General features: G+C 45.5%; 23 protein-coding genes. 5 read left to right on the top strand and 18 right to left on the bottom strand.

Going from position 1 to position 25481, the window contains the following annotated elements; genetic code table 11:
• Window positions 1–90: 90 nt before the first annotated feature.
• The 8 genes from L3V27_RS08730 to L3V27_RS08695 all read right to left on the bottom strand — a co-directional run bounded on the left by L3V27_RS08730 (window position 91) and on the right by L3V27_RS08695 (window position 10205).
• Window positions 91–567: a GNAT family N-acetyltransferase gene (locus tag L3V27_RS08730; RefSeq protein WP_005395063.1), complete on the bottom strand. Its 477-nt coding sequence runs from the start codon at window positions 565–567 to the stop codon at window positions 91–93.
• 190 nt (window positions 568–757) lie between these two features.
• Complete coding sequence (locus tag L3V27_RS08725; RefSeq protein WP_085343809.1) at window positions 758–2635, bottom strand: propionyl-CoA synthetase; 1878 nt, start codon at window positions 2633–2635, stop codon at window positions 758–760.
• Window positions 2636–2692: 57 nt separating this feature from the next.
• Window positions 2693–3889, bottom strand: coding sequence for a 2-methylaconitate cis-trans isomerase PrpF (gene prpF / locus L3V27_RS08720; RefSeq protein WP_048626435.1), 1197 nt, complete (start codon window positions 3887–3889; stop codon window positions 2693–2695).
• 9 nt (window positions 3890–3898) lie between these two features.
• The gene (acnD, locus tag L3V27_RS08715; RefSeq protein ID WP_176319609.1) at window positions 3899–6490 is read right to left on the bottom strand and encodes a Fe/S-dependent 2-methylisocitrate dehydratase AcnD; all 2592 of its coding nucleotides are present in this window, start codon (window positions 6488–6490) and stop codon (window positions 3899–3901) included.
• Between the two features lie 155 nt (window positions 6491–6645).
• The gene (prpC, locus tag L3V27_RS08710; protein WP_012841784.1) at window positions 6646–7788 is read right to left on the bottom strand and encodes a 2-methylcitrate synthase; all 1143 of its coding nucleotides are present in this window, start codon (window positions 7786–7788) and stop codon (window positions 6646–6648) included.
• Between the two features lie 130 nt (window positions 7789–7918).
• Entirely contained in the window at window positions 7919–8815 is an 897-nt protein-coding gene (gene prpB / locus L3V27_RS08705) for a methylisocitrate lyase (protein ID WP_005395068.1), read from the bottom strand.
• A 12-nt stretch (window positions 8816–8827) separates the two neighbouring features.
• Window positions 8828–9541: a GntR family transcriptional regulator gene (locus tag L3V27_RS08700; RefSeq protein ID WP_005395069.1), complete on the bottom strand. Its 714-nt coding sequence runs from the start codon at window positions 9539–9541 to the stop codon at window positions 8828–8830.
• Window positions 9542–9806: 265 nt separating this feature from the next.
• Window positions 9807–10205: a GFA family protein gene (locus L3V27_RS08695; protein ID WP_237311633.1), complete on the bottom strand. Its 399-nt coding sequence runs from the start codon at window positions 10203–10205 to the stop codon at window positions 9807–9809.
• 259 nt (window positions 10206–10464) lie between these two features.
• Here L3V27_RS08695 and L3V27_RS08690 point away from each other — a divergent pair, with 259 nt between their 5' ends.
• From L3V27_RS08690 to L3V27_RS08670, 5 genes are all read left to right on the top strand, one after another.
• Window positions 10465–11436: a tripartite tricarboxylate transporter substrate binding protein gene (locus tag L3V27_RS08690; RefSeq protein WP_005395072.1), complete on the top strand. Its 972-nt coding sequence runs from the start codon at window positions 10465–10467 to the stop codon at window positions 11434–11436.
• Window positions 11437–11675: 239 nt separating this feature from the next.
• On the top strand, window positions 11676–12170 hold the full coding sequence (locus L3V27_RS08685) for a tripartite tricarboxylate transporter TctB family protein (protein WP_048626438.1): 495 nt from the start codon (window positions 11676–11678) through the stop codon (window positions 12168–12170).
• 19 nt (window positions 12171–12189) lie between these two features.
• Window positions 12190–13716: a tripartite tricarboxylate transporter permease gene (locus L3V27_RS08680; protein WP_048626439.1), complete on the top strand. Its 1527-nt coding sequence runs from the start codon at window positions 12190–12192 to the stop codon at window positions 13714–13716.
• A gap of 277 nt (window positions 13717–13993) precedes the next feature.
• Complete coding sequence (locus L3V27_RS08675; RefSeq protein WP_104971761.1) at window positions 13994–14509, top strand: adenylate kinase; 516 nt, start codon at window positions 13994–13996, stop codon at window positions 14507–14509.
• Window positions 14510–14590: 81 nt separating this feature from the next.
• On the top strand, window positions 14591–15361 hold the full coding sequence (locus tag L3V27_RS08670) for a sulfite exporter TauE/SafE family protein (protein ID WP_237285257.1): 771 nt from the start codon (window positions 14591–14593) through the stop codon (window positions 15359–15361).
• A gap of 305 nt (window positions 15362–15666) precedes the next feature.
• Here the strand turns inward: L3V27_RS08670 and L3V27_RS08665 are convergent, their stop codons facing one another.
• From L3V27_RS08665 to vscY, 10 genes are all read right to left on the bottom strand, one after another.
• Window positions 15667–16638 (bottom strand): TAXI family TRAP transporter solute-binding subunit, encoded by a 972-nt coding sequence (locus L3V27_RS08665; protein ID WP_006741544.1) that lies wholly within the window; start codon window positions 16636–16638, stop codon window positions 15667–15669.
• A gap of 292 nt (window positions 16639–16930) precedes the next feature.
• A complete protein-coding gene (locus L3V27_RS08660; protein WP_031780445.1) occupies window positions 16931–17296 on the bottom strand; it encodes a hypothetical protein in 366 nt (121 codons plus the stop codon).
• 401 nt (window positions 17297–17697) lie between these two features.
• Window positions 17698–18702 carry a type III secretion system translocon subunit VopD gene (vopD, locus tag L3V27_RS08655; protein WP_005377262.1) on the bottom strand — a complete coding sequence of 335 codons (1005 nt, stop codon included), beginning with the start codon at window positions 18700–18702 and terminating at the stop codon, window positions 17698–17700.
• 10 nt (window positions 18703–18712) lie between these two features.
• The gene (vopB, locus tag L3V27_RS08650; RefSeq protein ID WP_046874932.1) at window positions 18713–19912 is read right to left on the bottom strand and encodes a type III secretion system translocon subunit VopB; all 1200 of its coding nucleotides are present in this window, start codon (window positions 19910–19912) and stop codon (window positions 18713–18715) included.
• 7 nt (window positions 19913–19919) lie between these two features.
• Window positions 19920–20405, bottom strand: a complete 486-nt coding sequence (gene vcrH, locus L3V27_RS08645; RefSeq protein WP_005377258.1) for a SycD/LcrH family type III secretion system chaperone VcrH — start codon at window positions 20403–20405, stop codon at window positions 19920–19922.
• 12 nt (window positions 20406–20417) lie between these two features.
• A complete protein-coding gene (locus tag L3V27_RS08640; RefSeq protein WP_275949291.1) occupies window positions 20418–22241 on the bottom strand; it encodes a virulence-associated V antigen in 1824 nt (607 codons plus the stop codon).
• Between the two features lie 10 nt (window positions 22242–22251).
• Window positions 22252–22536 (bottom strand): LcrG family type III secretion system chaperone, encoded by a 285-nt coding sequence (locus L3V27_RS08635; RefSeq protein ID WP_005395092.1) that lies wholly within the window; start codon window positions 22534–22536, stop codon window positions 22252–22254.
• Window positions 22537–22596: 60 nt separating this feature from the next.
• Window positions 22597–23028, bottom strand: coding sequence for an LcrR family type III secretion system chaperone (locus tag L3V27_RS08630; RefSeq protein ID WP_134646553.1), 432 nt, complete (start codon window positions 23026–23028; stop codon window positions 22597–22599).
• Window positions 23028–25154 (bottom strand): SctV family type III secretion system export apparatus subunit VcrD, encoded by a 2127-nt coding sequence (gene vcrD / locus L3V27_RS08625; protein WP_104969413.1) that lies wholly within the window; start codon window positions 25152–25154, stop codon window positions 23028–23030. Before vcrD ends, L3V27_RS08630 begins: the two co-directional genes overlap by 1 nt.
• On the bottom strand, window positions 25138–25479 hold the full coding sequence (gene vscY / locus L3V27_RS08620; RefSeq protein ID WP_005395110.1) for a type III secretion system chaperone VscY: 342 nt from the start codon (window positions 25477–25479) through the stop codon (window positions 25138–25140). The genes vcrD and vscY overlap by 17 nt, the downstream gene beginning before the upstream one ends.
• Window positions 25480–25481 lie beyond the last annotated feature (2 nt).

The following is a 25481-nucleotide window of genomic DNA, read 5'->3' as shown; positions in this document are numbered from 1 at the left end:
CGAGCAACTTATAGAGAAAAGTCTATTGACGAACTGAATGATTTCAATTCGCTAGAATGTGTATCACAATATTAAAATTAAGCATGGTCATTAGCTCAACGGCTTTCTTAGATAGTGAATATGGTGTGCAAACCCTTGTTTTTCATACAAAGAGATTGCACCCTGGTTAAAGTGCCATACTTCAACAAACATCTGTTTTGCACCGTAATCAGAGAACGTTGACTCAATTTTGTTAATCAATGCCTGAGCTGTGCCTTGTTTCCGAAACTCAGGTAACACATAGAGCTCATCCACACTTCCCATCATAACCGGCTGACTGACGGTAGAAACAAGTTCACAGAAATGACCAGAGATAAAACCAATAATTTCATCTTCTTGTTTTGCTACATAAACAAGACATTCAGGATCATCAATGTATCGAGCAATACTTTTTTCTTGCTCTATCTCCTCTGCAGTTTTGAACAGCTCCGGAGATTGAAGATGATGCTCATCATGCAGCTCAAACATAAGGTCGTTGAGCGACTCAAGGTCGCTAAAACACGCAGATTTAATTACAAACGTGGTCATACAAAGGGTCACTAAAAATTGAATGGCTGTAGTTTGTGAGGAAAATGCCGTATTGGCAAGTCACAAAATTGCCTGCACGAGACGTTTACGCTATCTACAAACAAAAAAGCCCCTGTACTTAATAAGCGTACAGAGGCAGAACCAACCTACAGAGTTCGAGGATCAGGGGTTAGTTAGAATTGAGTTTTAATTAACGTCTTAACACTCGTTCAATTTCGTTCAAGCTACTTGGGTCATCAATCGTTGACGGAACGGTGTATTTTTCACCATCGGCTATTTGACGTATGGTTCGGCGCAGAATTTTACCCGAACGTGTTTTCGGTAAGCGATCTACAACCAATGCATGCTTAAAGCAGGCAACCGCACCGATCTCACTACGTACCTTGCCAACAAGCTCACCTTCAAGATCAAGCTCGTCCACTTTGACACCATCTTTAAGCACAACAAAACCAAGTGGTAACTGCCCTTTTAACTCATCGTGGATACCCACGACTGCACATTCCGCAATCGCCGGATGACCACCGACAATTTCTTCCATTTCGCCTGTCGATAAACGATGCCCCGCGACATTAATCACGTCATCAATACGTCCCATAATGAACAAGTAACCGTCTTCATCCAAATAGCCACCATCACCTGACACATAGTAGCCAGGGAATTGGCTGAGGTAACCAGTTTCAAAACGGTCATGGTTACGCCAAACCGTTGGCAGACAACTCGGTGGCAACGGACGTTTTAATGCGACAAAACCTTGTTGGTTAGGCCCGACCGACTCTCCAAGTTCATTCAGAATCTCGACCTGATAACCCGGAATTGGCTTCGTCGAAGAACCCGCTTTAACTGGCATCATTTCAACACCTGTTGGGTTGCCCGCGATGGCCCAACCCGTTTCCGTTTGCCACCAGTGGTCAATAACGGGTTTGTCTGCTTTGCTCTGAACCCATTCCAGTGTTGGAGGGTCAAGGCGTTCTCCTGCCATAAAGATGGTTTTCAATTTAGAGAGATCATACTGTTTTAAAAACTCACCTTCTGGGTCTTCTTTCTTGATCGCACGGAACGCTGTCGGGGCAGAGAACAACGCATCTACTTTGTATTCGTCACACACTCGCCAGAACGCGCCAGGATCAGGTGTTCGGACGGGCTTGCCTTCGAATAGGATTGTTGTGCAACCGTGAATCAGTGGCGCGTAAACAATGTAAGAGTGCCCTACTACCCAGCCAACATCAGATGCCGCCCAAAATACGCCATCTTGAGGAATGTTGTAGATTGCGCTCATGGAGTACTTCATCGCGACGGCATGGCCACCGTTGTCACGCACAACGCCTTTTGGCTTACCTGTCGTACCCGAAGTATAAAGAATGTAGAGTGGATCGGTTGCCAACACCGGAACACAACCGTGTGGCAACGCTTGGTTGTACTCTTGCTGCCAATCCAGATCTCTTTCTTGGTTTAGATCGGCTTCGCACTCAGGACGCTGGAATATAAATACTTTTTCAGGCTTCCATCGGCTGTCCATAATGGCCTTGTCTACCATTGGCTTATATGGAATAACTTTGTTGATCTCAATCCCACACGACGCCGTCATGATGACTTTCGGCTCTGCATCTTCAATTCGTACAGCAAGCTCATTAGGTGCAAAACCACCGAATACAACGGAGTGAATCGCCCCCAAACGCGCGCAGGCTAGCATCGCCATTGCGGCTTCTGGAATCATCGGCATGTAAATAACGACTCGGTCGCCTTTTTCAACGCCTTGGGCAGACAGCATGCCGGCAATTTTTGCCACTTGGTCACGCAGGTCACTATAGGTATACGTGGTTTTATTGCCGGTTACTGGCGAGTCATAAATGAGTGCCGTATTATCACCGCGTCCTTGCTCGCAATGGTAATCCAATGCTAACCAGCACGTATTCATTACACCATCTGGAAACCAACGTTCTATGCCGTTTTCATCAGATTTCAAGATAGTTTTAGGAGATTCGAACCAATCGATATTCTCCGCTTGAGCGCGCCAAAAACTCTCCGGTTCATTCTTCGCCCATAAATATTCTTTTTCGTATGAAGACATATTGCTTCCTCCAGTATGTCCTGACATTGCTCTCGTTCTATTCAAAGACCGTTCTTTTCACTCAAAGACATCAGAGGGTACACGCACAAATCCCTCCATTAGTATTCTCGCACTTCGGCTCATGATGGCTTTTTGTACCACCCAGCCCTGTTCAGTTTGCTTCGCTTGTGCTCCAACTTTTAACGCTCCTGACGGGTGGCCAAAAGTCACTGACTCTTTTTCGCCTCCACCAGCAGCCAAATTGACTAATGTTCCCGGTACACAGGCCGCCGAAGCAATCGCAACGGCTGCGGTTCCCATCATTGCATGGTGAAGTTTGCCCATCGACAACGCACGAACCAACACGTCTATGTCCGTATCATTTACCGCTTTGCCACTTGAAGACAGGTAACTTTTCGGTTTAGAAACAAACGCAATTTTCGGTGTGTGCTGGCGTGTTTGAGCTTCTTCTAAATCAGAAATCAGGCCCATTTTTAATGCGCCATGCGCACGGATAGATTCGAACATCGCCAATGCGGCATCATCGTTGTTGATATCGTCTTGTAGCTCAGTGCCCTGATAACCAATCGATTCAGCATCAATAAAAATGGTTGGAATGCCCGCATTTATAAATGTGGCGTTAAACGTACCTACGTCCGGTACCACTAAATCATCGACTAAGTTGCCTGTTGGGAACATGCTGCCTTCGCCATCAGAAGGGTCAACGAAATCGACTTGAATCTCGGCGGCCGGAAACGTCACGCCATCGAGCTCAAACTCGCCGGTTTCTTGGACGAAACCATTAACAATTGGAACGTGAATCAAGATGGTTTTGCTGATGTTCACCTGCCAAACACGCACCGTCACAATGCCATTTTCTGGAATGCGATCTTGTGGAATCAGCCCAGCATGAATGGCGAAGGGACCAACTGCCGCAGACAAGTTGCCGCAGTTACCACTCCAATCGACGAATGGTTTGTCGATCGACACTTGTCCAAACAAGTAGTCAACATCGTGATCTGCTCGGCTACTGCGAGAAACAATCACTGTTTTACTGGTGCTGGAGGTCGCACCACCCATGCCATCAATTTGCTTCGCGTAAGGATCCGGGCTGCCGATAACACGTAACAACAGCTTGTCACGCGCGGCTCCAGCCACTTGCGCTTCTTGAGGCAAATCCTCTAGGTTGAAAAAGACACCTTTACTTGTACCGCCACGCATGTACGTCGCCGGCACTTTGATTTGGCTCATTTGATTCGGAGTTTTGCTTTCCATACCCACTCCTTATTGCGCCAAGAAATCTTGCGCAAAACGCTGCAGAACACCGCCCGCGTTGTACACATGAACTTCGTCAGCGGTATCTAGGCGACACGTAACAGGAACGTCGACTTTCTCACCGTTGCTACGTGTAATAACCAAGGCTAAATCTGCACCCGGCTTGATTTCACCAACCACGTCATACAGTTCAGTACCATCCAGTTCTAGCGTATTGCGGTTTACACCTGGCTTAAATTGCAGTGGTAGTACACCCATGCCAACCAAGTTAGTACGGTGAATACGCTCAAAGCCTTCAGCAACAATGGCTTCTACGCCTGCCAAACGAACACCTTTTGCTGCCCAGTCACGAGATGAACCCTGACCATAATCAGCACCCGCGACAACAATCAGTGGCTGTTTGCGGTTCATGTAGGTTTCAATCGCTTCCCACATGCGTACAACCTGGCCTTCTGGTTCGATTCGCGCCAGAGAACCCTGAACCACTTCACCGTTCTCTTTCACCATTTCGTTAAATAGTTTCGGGTTAGCAAAGGTCGCACGTTGCGCCGTTAAGTGATCGCCACGGTGAGTCGCATAAGAGTTGAAGTCCTCTTCCGGAACGCCCATTTTGGCAAGGTATTCACCCGCAGCACTGCTCGCCATGATCGCGTTGGATGGTGACAGGTGGTCAGTCGTGATGTTGTCGCCCAGAATCGCTAATGGACGCATGCCAGACAGTGTTCTTTCACCCGCCAGCGCACCTTCCCAGTAAGGTGGACGGCGAATGTAGGTACTCATCGGACGCCAGTCATAAAGCGGACTAGAGCTTTTCTCTGCGTCATCGAGCTTAAACATCTGGATGTAAACTTGGTTAAACTGCTCTGGCTTAACGTGTTTGCCGACCACAACATCGATCTCTTCGTCGCTTGGCCACAAATCATTTAAGTAAATTGGTTTACCATTTTGGTCAGTACCCAGAGCATCGCGCTCGATATCAAAACGAATGGTTCCTGCTAGCGCATAAGCGACAACTAACGGTGGAGATGCTAAGAAGGCTTGTTTCGCATAAGGGTGAATTCGGCCATCGAAGTTACGGTTACCAGACAGAACGGCTGTCGCATATAAATCACGGTCGATGATCTCTTGTTGGATTTTTGGATCCAACGCACCACTCATACCGTTACAAGTGGTACATGCGTAACCGACGATACCAAAGCCAAGCTTCTCTAACTCAGGTAATAAGCCCGCTTCTTCCAAGTACAGGCGTGCAACTTTAGAACCCGGAGCAAAAGACGATTTCACCCAAGGTTTACGTACAAGGCCGAGCTCATTGGCTTTCTTCGCGACAAGGCCAGCAGCGACGACGTTTCTTGGGTTACTAGTATTAGTACACGATGTGATAGCAGCGATGATCACTGCGCCATCTGGCAACTCACCTTCTTTCTCTTCCCACGCACCAGAAATGCCACGCTGCGCCAACTCCGATGTTGGTAAACGGCGGTGAGGGTTTGACGGGCCAGCCATGTTACGACTTACTGATGATAAATCGAACTCAAGTACTCGCTCATAAACGGCAGTATCTAGATCGTCAGCCCAAAGACCGGTTTGTTTTGCGTATTTTTCTACTAGAGCAACTTGCTCTTCATTTCGACCAGTTAGTTTCAAGTAATTGATGGTCTGCTCATCAATATAAAACATGCCAGCTGTCGCGCCGTATTCTGGTGTCATATTTGAAATAGTTGCGCGGTCTCCGATCGTTAGATCGCGTGCACCTTCACCAAAGAATTCAAGATATGAAGAGACCACACGCTCGTTACGTAGGAACTCAGTAATCGCGAGGACAATATCCGTTGCGGTAATGCCTGGTTGACGTTTCCCCGTTAGTTTTACACCGACAATATCAGGTAAACGCATCATTGATGGTCGGCCAAGCATTACGGTTTCAGCTTCCAGACCACCAACACCGATCGCGATAACACCGAGGGCGTCTACGTGAGGCGTATGACTGTCCGTACCCACACAGGTATCTGGGTAGGCAATACCCTGCTTCGCTTGCACCACAGGAGACATTTTCTCCAAGTTGATTTGGTGCATGATGCCGTTACCCGCAGGAATCACGCTTACGTTTTCAAACGCTGTTTTACACCACTCGATAAAGTGAAATCGGTCTTCATTACGGCGTTCTTCAATCGCGCGGTTTTTATCGAAAGCATCAGGATCAAAGCCCGCATGCTCAACCGCTAAAGAGTGGTCAACGATCAGTTGAGTCTCAACGACAGGGTTCACTTTTGCAGGGTCGCCACCCTGATCCGAAATAGCATCGCGCAGACCCGCTAAATCGACTAGAGCGGTCTGACCAAGAATGTCATGACAAACAACGCGCGCTGGATACCAAGGAAAATCAAGATCTCGTTTGCGTTCAATTAACTGTTTCAGGCTATCCGTCAATGTGTTCGGATCACAGCGACGGACCAGTTGCTCAGCTAGCACGCGGGAGGTGTAAGGGAGTTTTTCATAGGCTCCAGGAGAAATGGCATTGACGGCTTCGCGTGCATCAAAGTAATCCAGTTGAGTTCCCGGAAGCGGCTTACGATATTGGGTATTAATATTTGTGTTCATGGTTTGCTTCCATTCAGTCTGTACATCTTGCCTTCATCAACGTTTTCCATTGCTCCAGAAACATCGTGATGAGAGGGGCTCCTTCCTCTGTAAGAGAGAGGTACAAAGGAAGGAGGTGGTCAATCAAAGCATATGTGCCCTGATTGACCTTCGCGCTAGCGATTCTCGATAGGTACCCATTCTTGATGGTCTGGGCCCGTGTAATCAGCACTTGGGCGAATGATGCGGTTATTAGCACGTTGCTCATAAACGTGTGCAGCCCAACCAGTTAAACGGCTCATCACGAAAATCGGTGTGAACAGCTTGGTCGGAATATCCATAAAGTGGTACGCCGATGCATGGAAGAAGTCCGCATTACAGAACAGACCTTTTTCGCGCTTCATTACTGATTCCACACGCTCAGAAACAGCATATAGATGTGTATCACCGACTTGCTGTGACAGCTCTTTCGACCAGCGCTTAATCAACGCGTTGCGAGGATCACTTTCGCGATAGATGGCATGACCAAAGCCCATGATCTTGTCTTTGTTGGCCAGCATTTTCATGATGTTCGCTTCCGCCTCGTCTGGCGTTTGCCAATCTTCAATCATTTCCATCGCCGCTTCGTTTGCGCCGCCGTGAAGTGGCCCACGAAGTGTACCGATTGCTGCCGTGATACAAGAATGAATGTCTGACAACGTTGATGCACAAACACGCGCTGCAAAAGTTGATGCGTTGAATTCATGCTCAGCGTAAAGGATTAAGGAACAGTGCATCACTTGCTTGTGTAGCGCTGATGGCTCTTTATCTGTAAGCAATCGCAAGAAGTAACCGCCGATGCAGTCTTCGGTTTGATCTTCTGTATCGATACGAACGCCATCGTGACTAAAACGATACCAGTAGCAGATGATAGCTGGGAAAAGCGCCAGCATACGTTCCGTCGAATGCAATTGCTCATCGAAGCTCATTTCCTGCTCTAGGTTTCCTAACACAGAACAACCAGTGCGCATCACATCCATTGGATGAGCAGTAGCAGGAATAAGCTCTAACGCTTGCTTAAGCTCAGTTGGTAAGCCGCGAAGGTTTAAGAGATGTGTCTTGTACGCATCCAGTTCTTTCTGAGTTGGTAAGTGACCGCGTAACAGAAGATGTGCAACTTCTTCAAATTGAGCATTATTGGCAAGGTCAGTAATATCGTAACCGCGATAAGTCAGACCGGTCCCCGTTTTTCCGACAGTACATAAAGCTGTGCTTCCAGCGCTTTGACCGCGTAGGCCTGCACCACCTAACTCTGCTTTCTTTTCTGCAGTTTGAGACATTGTTTGAACTCCTTTTCTGTCTGGCTTTGCCCTCTTTGGAGCGTTTTTTAGCCAGACGAATTTCACGTTATTGAATTAGATAAATTCCGATTATCTTTTCTTGGGCTTCCGTCTATCTTTTCTTTTCCCGCTATTTTCCTTCAGAGAATAGCTGGTCAAGTTTGTCTTCGTAATCGTGGTAGTTCAGGTGCTGATACAACTCTTTGCGTGTTTGCATTGAATCAACCAAAGCTTCCTGATTGCCCACTTCTAGCAAATGCTTGTAAACCGTTTCAGCGGCTTTGTTCATCGCACGGAACGCACTTAATGGGTAAAGCACCATATCGACTTTCGCTTTTGCAAGCTCGTCGCAGCCGTACAGTGGCGTTGCGCCGAACTCGGTAATGTTCGCCAGAATAGGAACGTGCTTTCCAGTTGCTTGCTCAAGTGCGTTTGAGAACTGAAGGTACTGATCCAGCTTGGTCATTGCTTCTGGGAAGATCATATCTGCGCCTGCTTCCACACAGGCAATCGCACGCTCAATTGCACTGTCCATACCTTCAACAGCTAGCGCGTCAGTACGAGCCATAATCACAAAGCTTTCATCATTGCGTGCGTCAACCGCGGCTTTTACGCGATCAACCATCTCTTGCTGGCTCACAATTGCTTTGTTCGGACGATGCCCACAACGTTTCTGTGCGACTTGGTCTTCCATATGAACCGCAGCAGCACCCGCCTTTTCCATTGCTTTGATCGTGCGGGCAATATTAAATGCGCCTCCAAAACCGGTGTCGATGTCGACCAATAGCGGTAAATCACACGCGTTAGTGATGCGGTCAACATCGACCAGTACGTCGTTCAATGTTGTAATACCGAGATCCGGCAATCCGTATGACGCGTTTGCAATACCGCCGCCAGACAAATAAATCGCTTGATGCCCCAAATTTTTCGCCATCATGGCGCAGTAAGGATTAATGGTGCCAACAATTTGTAGCGGATTGTTTTGTTCAATAGCGAGTCTGAACTTCGCTCCCGGTGTTAAGCTCATGACGAATTCCTTCTAGTCTTTGTCTAAACTTTCTGTATGTATAATTTGCGATTGGATGAGCTTTCGACTTCCTGAGATGTGTCTTCTCATCAGCATTTCTGCAAGCTCTTCATCGCGATTACGGATGGCTTCCAGAATGAATTTGTGTTCAGTCAGCGCTTCGTTTGGACGAGATTGCGCGCGCGGTGACTGATAGCGGTACATGCGTAACAAGTGGTAAAGCTCGTCGCACAGCAGAGAAATCAGCTTGCTGTTTCGGCTTGCTTGGATGATGCGATAGTGAAAATCAAAATCTCCATGCTGATGGAAGTAAGAGGCTCCCTCCACTTGATCGATGTGCTTAGAATGTGTCGACAATAGCATTTCCAAGCTCAAGAGCTCTTCTTGCGTAATATGTCGCGCTGCTAACCTTGCCGCCATACCTTCTAGCGCTTCGCGAACCGCATAGAGTTCTATCAGCTTTTCTGGAGAAAAAGTGGTCACTCTAGCCCCGACATGAGGAATACGTTCAATGAGCCCTAGCCCCTCTAAACGCATTAATGCTTCACGCAAAGGGCCACGGCTGACTTGATATTTCTTCGCCAGTTCAGGCTCCGAGATTTTATGACCAGGCTTAACATCGCCATTCACAATGACTTCAATCAGTGTTTCTGTCAGTGTTTCTGACTTGGTGTGTTCTTTCTCAGAACCCAGTACTTTATAACGAGTTTTCAACTCAGAGTTCATACTCAGATACTCACGTTACCGACATCAAAATGTCTACAATTTCTTAACCTGAATATAAAGTAGCCGATCAAAGTGTCGACAATCAAGTAAATTGTCGACAATTTAGACTAAGGTCGTAATTTAAATCGATGAAAATCATCTATTACGAGCTAAATGGAGGGGTAATTGCGAAAGAAAAAGCAAATTGTCGACAACTAAACACCTCTTAATATTATGATATAAAAGAAAAACAATTAAGCTGTCGAACAATTAAGGATACAAAAGGTTATTCTTTAGATGAAAATTGCTCAAAAACTTGCTGCGATGTCATCTTTTGTGAGGTGGGATTGAGGTCATAATACGCGGGCTTTTCATCGGTAAAGATCTCTAATGTGAGTTTGAAATCTGGATTGTCGAACAAACCAGCGGAGAGACTGTACTCGCCTGTCGGTAACAAATGATAGAAAAGGTTTGTGCCGCATTCGCCACAAAAACCTCTCACCGCCCAGTCAGACGATTGATAACGCTTTGGCTCGGCCCCCTTAAACGTTACGTTAGGACCACAATGCACAGCATGGAGTGCTCCACTCGACCATTTTCGACACATCGAGCAGTGGCATAGACTCACTTCATTCTTAGCATCTGCGATCACTTCAATAGCGCCGCACAAACATGTCCCTTTCATTCTCTGTTTCCTTATTCGTTTGATGTCATTCCATTATGACGCAATTGTTAGCACGCACGCGTGATGTGCAACCAATTTTTCAGCGTGAACTTTATGAACAAAATACCCGTTATGCTCAATATTCTCTTTATCGACGTTTTAAAGACATCAATTTAACACTTGATTAACCTTTGACACATCAGCATCCAGTTCGAGTTAAAAGCTGAAACAAAAATAAGACTCATCTAAAAATAGAGTCACCAACATAAGGAACGTGAACATGTTAAAGGTAATCAAACCAACGCTCGCCGCATCGATCATCGCAGCTTCATTTTCATTTAACGCTTTTGCTGCTGATGTAGAAAAAATGCATTTCTTGATCCCTGGAGGTGCCGGTGGCGGCTGGGACATGACCGCACGAGGTACAGGTGATGTGCTACTCAAATCAGACATCGTTGAGACGGTATCTTTCCAAAACCTTTCTGGTGGCGGCGGCGGTAAAGCCATTGCGCACTTGATTGAAACGGCAGATCGCCAAGAAGATACGCTGATGGTGAATTCAACACCGATCGTCGTTCGCTCTCTAACAGGTATTTTCCCTCAATCCTTTAGAGATCTCACTCCCGTTGCAGCCACCATTGCGGATTACGGTGCCATCGTAGCCTCTGTTGATTCGCCATACAATTCTTGGGAAGACGTGGTAAAAGCATTTGAATCTAACCCTCGCAAAGTGAAAATTGCGGGTGGCTCTGCTCGTGGCTCGATGGACCACCTCGTCGTTGCCGCCGCATTTAAAGGCGAAGGATTTGATGCGCGTAAAGTTCGTTACATCGCTTACGATGCGGGCGGTAAAGCCATGGCAGCCCTTCTTTCAGGCGAAACTCAACTGCTCTCTACGGGCCTAGGTGAAGTACTGGAGATGTCAAAATCTGGTCAAGTCAAAGTACTAGCGGTAACTGCACCAAAACGCCTAGAAGCCGCACCAAACATCCCTACGCTAACAGAATATGGTAACGAAACGGTCTTCGCTAACTGGCGTGGATTCTTTGCTGCACCAGGTACTAGCCAAGAAAAGCTGGATGAATGGAATGCAGCATTTACCAAAATGTACAACACTGACGAATGGCAAGTCGTCCGTGACCGCAATGGTTGGATAGACAACTACAAAGCGGACAAAGCGTTCTTCGCGTTCCTTGAAGAGCAAGAGCAGCAAATGGGTGACCTAATGCGCGAGTTAGGCTTCCTAAAGTAACAGTCGAACAGGGTCCCTAAGATTCCAACCTCACCCAATAACGTGAGGTTGGTATTTCCCCAACTGTATTTGCACTCTAAGTTTCACCGTATATGGATATTGTCGACAATCGGCATGCACACTCCTTTGTTTATATACCCAAAGCAGCTCGACTAGCAGCGAAATGCTTAATTGTTAATGGTTTAATTTATTCATTAACGTCCATATGCGGTCTTTTTTATTTTTGTTAGGAGTTGAATATGTCTCGTTCAACCAACTTTTTCACCAAAGAATATTTGCTCTGTCGTGACCGTGTCGGCGCAATGATCTTTCTACTCTTCTGTCTTTGCTACGGTTATCAAACCTCGCAAATTCCATTGTTCCCTGGTGATGAATACGAACCGTTCACCGCACGTACTTTGCCAACCATCCTGACTTACGTTGGTGCAGGCCTTTCTTTGTTATTACTGGTAACAGGACAACCAGATAAACAAAGTGGCGCGGTGCTGACCTTTAATTGGAAGTTACTGATCGCTTTCTTGGTTTTGATGGCGCTGTACGGCGTGGGCCTGACTTACCTAGGCTTTGTTATAGCTACTGGCTTCTTTTTATTGGCTGGCTTCTATCTGCTGGGGGAAAGACGTAAACCCGTTCTGTTCGGCGCGTCGTTTCCATTCGTGATCGCGTTCTATTTATTACTTACTCAAGGTTTGGACATCTACCTCGAACCGGGTTTGATTTTCACCATCTGGTAGTCAAAGAAAGGACTGAATTATGTTAGATGGAATTCTACAAGGTTTATCCACTGCAGTAATGCCAATGAACATCATGATGGTGATCGTTGGTTGCTTCGTCGGTACATTTATCGGCATGTTACCTGGGCTTGGGCCGATCTCAGCCATTGCTTTGATGATCCCAATTACTTATGGCCTAGAGCCCTCCTCTGGCCTTATTTTGATGGCGGGTGTTTATTACGGTGCGGTATTTGGTGGTTCTACATCGTCGATTTTAATTAACGCGCCGGGTTGTTCTTCAACCGTGGTGACAGCATTCGACGGCTACCCAATGGCTCAAAAAGGCCAAGCAGGTAAAGCATTAGCTTTGGCAGCTTATTCTTCTTTCACTGGCGGTACGCTATCTGCCATTATGTTACTTGTCGCAGCACCAGCATTGGCTAGCGTTTCACTTAGCTTCCAATCGTCAGACTATTTTGCGTTGATGCTGCTTGGGTTATCAGCAGTCGCGGCTTTTGCGGGGAAAGGTCAGGTCATCAAAGCATGGATGATGACCATTCTTGGTTTGATGCTATCTACAGTTGGTATCGATAAAGGCGTAGGCGTTGAACGCTTTACCTTCGGTTTAACGGATTTAATGGATGGCTTTAGCTTCTTGTTGCTAGCAATGGCGACATTCGCACTGGGTGAAACATTGATGGGCATTCTTAAACCATCAAAAGACACCAGCGATGAAGAACAGGAAAAGCTGAGTAACATTGGCTCAATGAAAGTGACAAAGGAAGAAATCAAAGACGTCGCGCCTGTTTCAATTCGCTCTTCAATATTAGGTTTCTTCACTGGCGTTCTTCCTGGCGCAGGAGCAACCATTGCGGCTTTTTTAAGCTATGGTATGGAGCGCAACCTCGCACCTAAAGAGAAAAAGGAAGAGTTCGGTAAAGGCAGTATCCGTGGTTTGGTCGCGCCAGAGTCTGCGAACAATGCAGCGTCTAGTGGTTCATTTGTTCCACTGCTAACGCTTGGTATTCCGGGGTCTGGTACGACAGCTATTATGCTCGGCGCGCTGATCGCCTATGGTATTCAACCTGGTCCTCGCCTGTTTGTTGAGCACCCAGACGTGTTCTGGTCGGTGATCATTTCCATGTACTTCGGCAACATCGTACTCGTGATCCTGAACTTACCGTTGATTCCGTACATCTCAAAGCTTTTGGCGGTGCCTAGAACGGTGCTTCTACCGATGATTTTATTCTTCTCAATCACCGGAGTTTATTTGGTCTCATTCAATACCATGGATGTGTTCGTGATGCTGATTGTCGCTATGGCTGCCATTGCACTTCGACTCGCTAACTTCCCACTTGCGCCTTTATTGCTGGGTTTCATCCTTGGGGGATTAATGGAAGAGAACTTACGCCGCGCATTAATGATTTCAGACGGCGAATTGAGTTTCCTATGGGAGCGCCCTATTACCCTTACCTTTACTGTTTTAGCCGTATTGGTACTGGCAAGTCCACTAATCGTAAAGCTGATTCAAAAGTTTAAAGCACAGCCAGTGAGCGTTGAGCAGTAATAGCTGTCTCTTTCAACCTAGATAAAGCCATCCATCGCGATGGCTTTTCTTTCTCCTATCAAATCGTTCACTTATTAAGCAAAACAATATTGACAAGTCATCGCCTATATATAAGAGTAGTTGCATGAATACACACTTAGCGCAACTTAACCAACGAATTATCATCATTCCATAGGAATGGTGGGATATTTGATGCGCTCAATATTTATCGAACCCACCCATAGCGGTGGGTTTTCTGTCTCTACCGTATGGGAAATACTCTTTTGGAGGCGGTCACATGCAAAAAGTAGCGGTTTTTGGTAAGCCCGGCAGCGGAAAATCGACGATAAGTAAAGCAATCGCGTCTGCTACCGATCTCCCTCTTCATCAATTAGATTCCATAGTCTATAAACCAAACGGTGAGCCCGTTGAGCGTAACGTTTTTGATGAAGCACATAGCAATATACTTCACTCAGATCGTTGGATCATAGATGGTCTGGGGCCTATCAGCTCCTTTAATGCTCGTTTAGATGCAGCCGATACTCTCGTTTATATTGATCTACCATACTCCGTAAGCTATTGGTTTGTGACGAAACGTCTCCTTAAAGGACTATTCATTAAACCCGAAGGTTGGCCTGATGGCAGTTCGGTATTGAAAGGGACATTACAAAGCTACAAAGTTCTTCAGCAATGCCCTGCATTCTGGAATGATGACTTTATGTCTCGTCTCGAAGGGTACTCTCAAAGTAAAACCGTTCATGTCATCAAAAACGTCACAGAACTGAACAATTTTGTTTTAGAGCGGGTAAAGTAAACTTCATATCAGAACACTAGAGCATGTGGGATGGGCCATCTAAAGCTCTAACAATGAAAAAGAACATAACAAGGATTGTTTATGCTTTTAGAACTAGCGCTTTTATTCGTTGCCGGCGTAGTTGGTGGGATCATTAACTCCATTGCGGGAGGCGGAAGCTTTATTACTTTTCCGGCCCTATTGGCCGTTGGTGTGCCTCCAATTATGGCCAACGCAACAAATACTTATGCTTCATGTGCAGGGTACATTAGCGGAGCCGTTGGCTTCAGAGAAGAGATCATGAAGAACAAGCAAGAACTGTTGTTCACAGTCTCATTCAGTTTAGTAGGTGGCGCTGTCGGAGCATATCTGCTGCTCAACACACCAGAATCGCTATTTTTGGAAGCCATTCCTTGGCTACTATTGTTTGCCACCGTGCTTTTCCTGACTGGTTCTCGTTTAACAATGCTTATCAAAACTGTCGCGAAAGAGCACAAACACGCAGGAATACTTGGAGCAATCGCTTTGGGCCTATTACTTGTTGGTGTCTCTGTTTACGGTGGTTTTTTTAACGCAGGTTTAGGGGTTATTGTTCTGAGTTATCTGGTAGTAGCGGGTCACCAAGACATTAATTTAATGAACGGTTTGAAATTGCTGGTATCTACGTGTGTTTCACTCATTGCTATCGTGATTTTTGTTGCGAATGGTTCCATTGACTGGCGCACAGGTAGCGTTGTTTTGGTCGGTACGTTGGTGGGTGGTTATCTTGCAGCTCGTGTATCTCGTCAACTTAATCCCAATCATGTTAAAGGGTTTGTTGCTCTTTCTTCTATTCTCATCACTATCTACTTTTTCATTGATGTTTATGCTTAAGTAAAACTTGCACATGTAGATAACACTCCTATAAAAAACGCCATCGCGAATGATTAATGCTGATCGCTGAACGAGGTTTTTGTGTCATTACAGCGAGCCTTGGCGTGACTAGGGATCTAATAGCAGTACGCTGAGCGGCTAATGAAACAATTTTGACCATAAAGGGCTCGGATAGAAGATCCTGTATCACGCTCCTCCGTCGCTGTACAGGATGACGAGAAATAGAAATATGCCACTCGCTGTTAAACGAGTGGCATTAATCGAGAAAGATGGCGTTTTACATCAATAAGAAGAGAAAGTAACGGTTACTTAATCAGCCCTACTTCTTTGTAGTATTTGAGCGCACCTGGGTGAAGAGGCGCAGATAAACCGTCTTTTACCATTTCCTCTTTCTTCAAGTTCGCAAACGCTGGGTGGAGACGGCGGAAATCATCGAAGTTTTCAAATACCGCTTTAACCACGTTATAAACCACATCTTCTGGTACAGCAGTAGAGGAAACAAACGTCGCACCCACACCAAAGGTTTGAACATCACTATCTGTGCCACGATACATACCACCCGGTACATTTGCGACACGATAGAAGCTATTGTCTGCAACCAATTTTTCTACATTAGGTCCAGCTACCGTTACGATATTACTATCACACGACGTAGTGGCTTCTTTAATCGCTCCACTTGGGTGACCAACGGTATAAATCATCGCATCAATTTTGTTATCACAAAGTGCTTTTGATTGCTCTGCTGCTTTTAACTCAGACACAAGCTTAAAGTCATCGTTACTCCAGCCATACTGGCTCATTAACACTTCCATGGTGCCTCGTTGACCAGAGCCAGGGTTACCAATATTGACGCGCTTACCTTTCAAATCATCAAAAGTTTTGATGTTCGCGTCTTTACGTGCAACGACAGTGAACGGTTCTGGATGAACGGAGAATACGGCGCGTAGTTCTTTAAAAGGCCCGCTTTCTTTAAACTTACTGGTTCCTTTGTAAGCATGATACTGCCAGTCTGATTGAGCGATACCGAGATCCAATTCACCAGCACGAATGGTGTTGATGTTATAAATCGATCCCCCGGTACTTTCTACCGAACAACGGATACCGTGATCTTCTCGCGATTTGTTAACCAAGCGACAAATAGCGCCACCAGTCGGATAATAAACCCCTGTTACGCCACCAGTACCAATCGTGACAAACGTTTCTTCCGCAGACGCAGAAAAGCCAGTTGTGAGTGCCGCTAAAGAAGCAGCAAGTGCGATTTGCTTAAACTTAAACATTGAACATCCTTTTTACCTGTGTTGATGACCGTTTAAGTATAGCAACCGTTAACAATTTGATAACGTTTGAGTTCTCATCCTTGCAGATTGGCTTAGCAATCACCATTTTTATCAGCATATTCTGCCATCATACAAGGCTCTATATAAGATGTAAGCGCAACCCGTATCGCATAGAAAATTAAATCTTTTTAAAATTTTTCATTTATGAAATGTTTAGGCAGACATATCTATTCGAAATTATCTATTAAATAGAAACAATCAGGTCAATTACAATAATCTTTTTAAACAACCTTTATTCTATATAAATATGATGAATTATAACTCCAGACAAAAGACATGAGGCACTTGAAATAAACAAGACGAAAGAGAGAACAAATAATCGTTTAATATGCTTTGGAACTTTATCTCTCTTCTCTAGCATTTTATACCGTTTCGCATGAAACTTGCTCAGAAAGACAGTGCCATATTGTAGGACACCTTGACCTGATAAGAATATATTCAGAGTGTAGTATCGGACTCCATTATCAAGAGTATCTTCAAGATACTTCAACCAGTTGGATTTCAAATAAATAACAAACAAAACCCAAGTGAATATACCTAAAATTCCAACCGTAGTCAGATAAATAACTAAATCTGATGCTAAACTGATATCTTCCATCTTCGACTACTTATTAAGTTGAGTTTTATATAATTCTGTTCCCAAATACTCACCAGTCGAACCGCCATATTTTCCTTTTAAGTACTCCCACTACAAAAAACACTTTTTGTGAGTAATAATGACACTCTAACTCAATTTTATGCAACAAAGCCACTATGGAGTGATAACTTTGAGCTGAATTCAACAAAAACAACAACTTCTATGCAAGATAAATCTCTTTTAGCATGATGATCAGATCATTGATGATTACTAAGGAAGCGGGATAGAGTAAATGTTTAACTACGTTATATTGTGTTACAAACCAATTCCTCAGTAAGTATCAATATCTAGTTGTTAGCTTAGATAACTGAAACAAAAAAAGCGTTGTATAAACAACGCTTTGTAGTTAATGAGATGGACGGTTACACCGTTGGGACTGACGCTCGCCACGCTTGGTTCTGACTATCTGAGATAGAACGGAACAAGTCACGTAGCTCTTTCAATAAACCTTCTTGGAAACCAATGTTTTCATCGGCTTTCTGTTTGGCTGCTTGTGCGCGAGTCGCTTGTACTTCATCATCTTTGCTGCGCGCTTGCGCTTTGGTTTGCTCTACATTCGATGCTGAGTTTGCCATCTGGCCCAAAGCTTGAAGAATAGCGTTCTTCGCTTGGTTTGAGCTCATCAACTTATCGAACTTACGGCCACCACTTGTCAGCTGTGCTGTCGTGTCTGCGATATTGTCTTTCGCTAGTGAGTGCGCACGCTTAACCTGATCTTGCTGAGTTTTAGACAAGCTATTGTTATTCAATAACTCTTCTGCTTGATCGAAGCCAGCTTTTTGCGTTTTCAGTACATTATTGCTCGCCATTTCATTCTTGATTTCTTTCCCTGCTTTGAAAGAACCAAGGGCACCAATAATTGCGGTAGCACCCGCTAATACACCCGAAACGACTGCCATCGCGATCATCGCACTTGCCGAGTTGTTTAGTTCTGCCGCTTGGCTTTCTAAACTCGCGACGTTTGCTTCAACAGCAATTTCACGTTGTAGCACTTGCTGCTCACGGCTCAGCTTTGATACTTGATACAACAATGTTAATAGCGTCAACGATTGTGATACCGCATCTGATGGTGACTTGATCACCTCCTCACCGTTAAGCGCTTTCATCGTTGTGCTCATTAATGAGCTCACCGTCGGTGCAAGAGCGCTCATTAGGTTTGCAACAACTTGAGCTTGGTTACTCACTGTAGGAGCTTTAGGCGTCTCTAACTGGTAGCGTGCTGCACCAGAAACACCTGACTCACTTTGGCTTTTAACGGCGCCTGCTTCAAGCTTTGTTTCCGGCGCTTTTTCTGCTTTGTTGGTTTTAATGGTATCGCCTAAACCATACAGTTCGCCGCGTCCCGTTCCGCCTACTTTATCTAGCATAATAAACTCCTTATACCGTTGCAGGACGGCTTAACACCGTTTGCATGGTTTCACTTTTCGCTTGGATCATTTGCATGATGACGCTCATCAGCTCTTGGAAATCTTCCATCAACTTGCCAATTTCTTCTTTAAGCTTGTCGATGACGGCCTGGCTTAAGGTCATTTTGGCGCGAAGGTCCGTGATATCTGCCTGAATCTCAGTTACGTGAGCATTGTTAGCGGCATGAACACTGTCCGTAGCGCCTTTACCTACGTTGACGGCAATATCGACAGTTTCTGCTCCGTAACGAATCGCTTTTGCGGTCGTTGTCGCGGCTTTTGAGCCCATGTCCGCCACTTTCGCCATATTTGCAGCTGTTTTCGTAGCGATTTCTGTGACCTTTTGAGCTATCTTGCCAGCACCTTTTGCTGCAAGTTTCGCGATACCGCCAGCTGCTGCACCACCAAACGTCACAACAGCTCCGATAACCGCGACTGCGATTTCTAATGCCATTACGACTTTGTTTAGCACATCGACATTTACGCCCGCTTCTTTTAGCGCATCTTGAACGGCTGGCTCTTGCAGCGCCATACTCACTGCTCCCATGACGCCACCAGCGATCATAAGAGCACCAGCTGCTGCACCAACACCCGTTGCCACCATTACGGCACCAACAACAATAGAAACCACCGCACTGATCCAACCAAAGATCTTCGCTGCTAAGCCTGATTTTTGGGCTTCTTTTGCAGCGGCTTCCGATTCTTTGATTTTGTCTTGGTTTTCCACCATCTCTTTTTCGTGCTTAGCTTTTGCGACCTTCACTTCCTGAATTTTCAGCTCGTTTTGAGCACTTTTCAGTTTATCCGTGATAGCAGCAAGCTCTACTTCAAAATCATCAGCAGAACCTGCGATGATTTTGACTGCAATCGAACCTGTTTGATCTGCAACTGCATGGAGAGATTTTGCAATGGTATCGACGATCTTTTGCAGCTGTGCCATGGCTTTTAGCGTCAAATCATTCACTTTGTCGCTAACAGCTGCGTTAGGTGCATCTAACTGAACTTTTACTTTTCCGGTGTTCAGTACATCTGCATCTTTACTCTTCACGTTTTCTACCGTCACAGAAGGCGTCGCTGTAGACGCCGTTTTCTGCACGTTATCTAACGTGGCTTGGCCAGATTCAGGGCTATAAACCTGTGTCTGGATGCGGTCAAGTGCAATAGAACTCATAGTCTAATTACTCCTTTTTATTTCTCACCGCTTCTAACATGATGCCTGCACGCTCATGCAAATCTGCATATTGTGATTTTCCGGCAGACATCTCCTTCGCGCTGTAAAACCCACTCTCTGCTTCTGTCAGTTGTTCCAGTTTCAGGTGACATTCAGCAGAGTGAAAAGGTGGACGTGGATCATTTACGTCCACTAGCGCTGCGTAGCTGTAGGCGTCTATTGCCTGCAGATACTCACCCAACTCCTGACGAGCCGCGCCGAGGCCAATGAAAAATCGCGCCTGATAATGATCAAGCATGCTGAGTAATTGAAATACTTTCGCTGCTTGCTCAATCTTTCCCGATTGGAAAAAGTTGTAACCTACGGCATAAATGTGTTCGATGGTGTCCTGAGACACATCGTGCAACATTTTTAGCGTGCCTCCCTCTTCCAGAAAAGACAGCAGCTCTTCTGCTTGCATTTGGGATGGATCGGTCGCGTTTGTTTTAGTCATGGTTGGTTATCCTTAAATGGCTCGTAGGATTTCTTGTAAAATACTGTGGTACTTCTGAACAAATTTGTTCATTGCTTCAACGGTCGAGTTGTATTGGGAACTGGTGTCGTTCAGCTCAGTGGTTTTGATTTGCACTTCATCGTTAAGCAACTTGGATTTAGCACTGACAGAACTAGAAAAATTAGACAGTTTTTTCGACTTCTCTTCGTCTTGGTACGACGCACCATCACCGATAGTAATACCTTGTTTTTGAAGAAAGTCTCGATGGTTTGTTATCTTATTATCCGTCAAATACTTGTACTCAGGTGAAGCTTCAAAATCCGTTTGATTACTGTAGTTAAAGTCACTCGCTTTGAAGTTACTTTCTGGATCTCCCGGTTTATAAACTCCATCAACACTTTGCGTAGAGTGAATTTTCGACTGAACAACACCAAAGATTTTTAGTTGCACGGTTAAATCTTGCAGTGCTTCCTTTTGCTCGTTACGTTTTTCTAAGCGATTTACGCGACGCTCGTTTAAGGCAAACAGCACGCGCTCATCAAAGCGATCACCAATACTAGATTCAACGACAGCCAGCAAATCACGAGCCGTCAAAGAGTGCTCTGCTCTCACCTCGCGATCCGCTTTCTCTTTATCGGTGATATTGAGTAGACGCTCTTTCAATGCCCCTAAGTTCTTGCGCAATGCCTCATACCGCTCGGTAAACGAAGCCCCGGTAGATTCACCTTTTACTATTTTTTCAAACTGTAATCGGATGTCTCGTTCGGTGTTTTCTTTGATTAAATTAACTTGAGCTGCCGTTATTTGTGTCTTTTGGACATCGGCTATCGCGCTATCTTGGTAAAAGTTGTCGATTTCTATCTTTGTTAAACTCACGGCGAAGTTGGCGAACAAGCCAGAAAGCGTCAAAGGTTCGGTTCCACCAATGACAGTGTTAAGTGCCGCTTTAAGATTTTTCGTTCCAGCCGCATCCCCATAAGCTGCGCTATATTGGCCTTTCACTTGAACGGCCATTTCATCTAACGCTTCTTTAAGCTGCTGTTTAGAAATACCAGGAGTCCAGGTAATTCTGTTAGCTAGCGCACTTGCGTCATCGGTGCTTAAAGTAATACCGATGCCTTGAAAACTACTTTTTAATTGAGCTGAGACTTGAAGAGCGAAACTCTCTTTAGTCAACAGGAAATCCGAGCTCTTCAGTTGCGCGAGATTAACGGAACCTAAGCTACTAAAGGCATTGCGAAGAAAAGAAATAGAAGCATCTCTCACTTCACGGGAGCCCATTTGATTAGCAAGCTCTGCAACAAAAAGAGAAATTTCTTTGGTGGCATTAGCCAGTTTTGTCTCGGATAGGTTGGCGATCTGCTCCGCTTGGTTACTCTGAGTCCCCAAATTAAATTGACTAACAAACTCAGTAGATAACGAGCTATCTACGTTTTCCGTCAGTAACTTACTAAACCAAGCCTGAAACTGATTTGATAGCGTTTGGTTTGTTTGAGCATTAAACTCGGCTGTGGTTAATTCGCCATCTGAGTTAGCACTTTGTAGCGACTTTATCCAAACAGATGCGGTGTCGGTCAATGATATACCAGCAAACGCGTTATTTTTCGCTTTTAGGTTTTCAAGTGTATCAACATAAAGCGCGATGCTTTGTGATTCCGTTTGTCCCGAGATAGTTGGCAATGAAGAGATTAGAGAGGCAAGTTGCTGAGTCTCTGCTTCACCCAGTACAGGGGTAAATGCCTCTATCAAGTTTTGTTGGAAAGTGGGTAATGGTGCACTACTCGCAGCTGTGTCTGTTGCTCCTGTCGTAGAGCCAGTCGTTTTCATATTCGTCATTTCCAAACCTCTAAATCATCATGCCGCGCATCACTGTGGGACGCTTTCTGCGTTTACCTGACGTACCTTGTAGCTGATTTTGTTGTTGTCGGCGGCGCTGGACTTCGTCTATTAGCTCTTGCTCTGCACGTTTCATGGTATCTACTGGCGCTTTTATGCCGCCAAGTAAAACATCACCCGCAACAGGACCAACACCTAAGCCTTCCAATAGCTCGTTAAAAATATCGGTTCTGTCTTCAGCTTTTCTAATGGCAAGCTCAGCGTTCTCAATCGCATCGGTAAACGGTTGCTTCATCTTGATTCCTATCTTAAAGCGGGTCATCTCATCGGTGCTGTCAGTAACAGTCGTGAGTTTTTACTTTTTCAACTTTTTCAACTTTTTCAACTTTTTCAAAGGTCTATAATCTGCCAGGCGTAAACAGTACCAGTCGTCTAGCTCATCATGGCTTGCACCGCATGCTTTTAGATAGAACTGGGCTAATCGCTGACTGCTCATATTGCTGCCACGTAACACATCGACGTTTCCGCGAATGACCCAATCGGAGGGATAAAGTTGAACAGCATGCTCAGCTAAGAGAAATAAGCCTGCAAAAGGGTTACTCAACCCTAGGTTTGGATGCACACGTTTCAACAGAACGATGATGATTTCACAGTCCTCCACACGAAAAACGAGCTCTAAACCCTCAACTTCAATTCGATAACCAAGTTGAATTTCACTTTTTTGCCAAAAGTATGGCGTCACTTCGATCCCCGCTTGCGCAAGCGAGAGCATTAGTTTTGTTTTCATTACATCCCCACCCTTCCAAGTGGCTGAATATTGATTTGCTGGGTTAATTCTTGAAATGACAAAACGGGCAGATCGTAGTATTCCGATTCAATAAGCTTTCGCACATATCGGCGTACATCCATAGACACAACTAACACAGGCTTATTCGGCATGCGGCTTAAATCACCAATGGTCTGTTTCACATCACTCACAAATTGTTGAGTTACAGACGGGTCTAACGCCAAGTAGCTCCCTGCTGAGGTTTGACGTATACCGCTGCGGATTGTGTCTTCGAGACTTTGATCCAATAAGTAAGCGGGCAACATGTTTTGTCCACTCGCGTATTTGTAGCAAATGTAACGTTTTAAGCTGGAACGAATGTACTCCGTCAGCTGTACAACATCTTTCTCTTTTTGGCCCCACTCAACCATGGCTTCCAAGATCACGCGAAGGTTTCGGATGGAAATGTCTTCAGAAACCAAGCGTTGCAAGATTTCCGTCATTTTTTGTAACGGGACAATGCGTTGAGCCTCTTTAACAAGCTCCGAATAACTGCCTTCCATCTGCTCCAATAGATAACGCGTCTCCTGAATACCAATAAAGTCTTGTGCGTACTCCTTGAGAACATGAGACAAGTGGTACGTTAAAATTCTGTCGGGTGTGAGAAAGCCGACATGGCTGGTCGTGAGTTTTTGCTCGTAACTTTGTGCCACCCAAATGCTAGAAATACCGGGTAGAAAATCTTCATCTTGCTCATAAGGCACGCCTAATAAGTCGATCTGCTCATTCCCTTCTGTCACCAAGAGTTGGTCTTTTACAATTCGTCCTCGTGCAACCGGAACTTCTTGTAACTGAATTAAATATTCGCCATTTTGCATCCCCTCGTTAAAACGCAGGTGGATACCCGGGAAAGGCACGCCGAGGTCGAGATATAGTGCGCGCCTAACCCTTGCTAGCTCTTCATTCAATGCGACCGCTTCCAAGCTTTCCTGAAGGCTCGCGTCAAGATCGATCAAGAGTGGGACCGTCATAGCGAACTCTTCTTGCTCACCTAATTTTCCTTTACTGTTTCTAGATGGGGTTGGTTTGCTTGGCTTCGCTGCTGGTGAACCCGCCCCTTGCGAAACAAAGCTTGATAAGTCGGTAGTATCTGATTCAGCCTGTTTTTTCTGTTGATAGAAAAGGAAGAAACCACCACCACCAACCACTGTGGCCAAGACCAGAAAAGTAATTTTTGGAAAACCAGGAATAAGTGCGAACAGCACCAAAAGCACACCGCCAATAAGAAGCGCACGTGGCTGAGCAATGACCTGCCCACCAATGTCAGAGCCGAGATCAGAAGAATCTTCATGAGATACACGCGTCACGATAATACCGGCCGTAATCGCGATAAACAGCGCCGGAATTTGCGATACCAAACCATCACCAACGGTCAAAATCGCAAACAACTCAAGTGCTTCAGAAGCACTCATGCCTTTTTGCGTTACCCCGATCGTGACGCCACCTAAGATGTTGACCACAATGATGACCAGACCGGCAATGGAGTCGCCTTTAACGAACTTCATCGCGCCATCCATCGAGCCATACATTTGGCTTTCTTTCTCAATCAGTGATCGTCGGTGTCGAGCTTCGTGTACGTCAATCACCCCAGCGCGCATGTCACCGTCAATACTCATCTGCTTACCAGGCATCGCATCAAGTGAGAATCGAGCACTAACTTCTGCAACCCTCTCCGAGCCTTTGGTGATCACCATAAACTGGACAATAGTAATGATCAGGAAAACAACAATACCGACCACTAAGTTACCGCCCACGACAAAGTTACCGAAGGTATAAACGATTTGACCTGCATCGCCTTGCAGCAAGATCAAACGGGTTGTCGTGATGGATAAAGACAAACGAAACAATGTCGTGATCAGTAGCACTGCGGGAAACGCAGAGAACTCAAGCGGCGTGGTGATGTAAATCGCTAACATAAGCAGCACCACCGCAATGCTCATGTTGGTGCCAATCAGCACATCCACCAGCGCGGTAGGCAGTGGCAATATCATCATAAAGACGATCGCGAGCAACATCACAGCAAGCATAATGTCTTTACGTTGCCCTACCTTGTTTAAAATATCGATCAACTTATTCATGTGATTCACTATTTAAAGATTGCAGATAGCGTCGGTGCGCTTGGCGTGCCCCATCGACGTCATTTTGTTTCCAACGCGCTTGGCTTAAGCAAAACCAGAGTCCTGCTGAATCAGGTTTAAGGTCGGATTTTAATAAGTGCTCACATACCTCAACAGCACGGGCATATCGACCACTTTGTAAACACGCGACTGCGAGCGTTTGCATCGCCTCTTTGTGTTGCGGGTCTATCTCTAAAACCGCGTCGAGAATAGAGATGGCATGCTCTGGCTTTTGGTATTGAACTTGTAGTGCAGCGTGAACAAGCAACAGTTCAATGTCTTTGGATCTCAACATGT

Source organism: Vibrio sp. J2-3(2022) (genome assembly GCF_021725735.1).
GTDB classification, from domain to species: Bacteria; Pseudomonadota; Gammaproteobacteria; order Enterobacterales; family Vibrionaceae; genus Vibrio; species Vibrio diabolicus.
This window is presented reverse-complemented; position numbering and strand designations above follow the sequence as displayed.